This window comes from Thiocystis violacea, assembly GCF_016583565.1.
GTDB lineage: Bacteria > Pseudomonadota > Gammaproteobacteria > Chromatiales > Chromatiaceae > Thiorhodococcus > Thiorhodococcus violaceus_A.
The window spans coordinates 1-502 of the sequence record NZ_NRRF01000290.1; the positions used below are offsets into that span (position 1 = coordinate 1).

Genomic DNA, 502 nt, shown 5'->3' on the forward strand with positions numbered 1-502 from the left:
GATGTCATAGTCGATCGAGATGAAGCGGCCCTTGGAATGGCCGAGGATCAGATCGAGTTCGAGGCCCTTGTTCTTGATGCGGTCTTCCAGATCCCAGAAGTCGGCGTTGGTGACGATCTCCATGGGATAATCGACATGCTCCTGCAGCGCCTTGATGCGGGGATCGTCGGCATAGGACGAATTGTCGTCGCCGAGCAGCAGCAGTTGCGGCTTCATTTCCAGGTCGAGACAGAATTCGGCCAGACCAATCACCAGATCGGGATTGCCGTAAATCGCGACCTTTTTGTCGGCGAGGAACATGTGGGCGAGATCGGTGATGGCGTCGAGCGCGACGCCGCGCTTGCGCACCAGCGATTCCGGGATCGGCTTGCCCGTCGCTTCCGACAGTTTCTTCAGCATCGCGTCGGTGTTGCGGATGCCGATCGGCGTCGGGCCAATCACCGAGGGAATCTTGAACTTCTTCTCCAAAAACTGCGCCGCCTTGCCGCCCTCGTAGCGGTTG

The 502-nt window shown here is 58.8% G+C and carries 1 protein-coding gene; it reads right to left on the reverse strand.

Annotated features, from left to right (window positions below):
- Positions 1-502 (reverse strand): nitrogenase component 1 (locus CKO23_RS25260; RefSeq protein WP_274600262.1); only part of this gene is annotated, 502 nt, incomplete at both ends.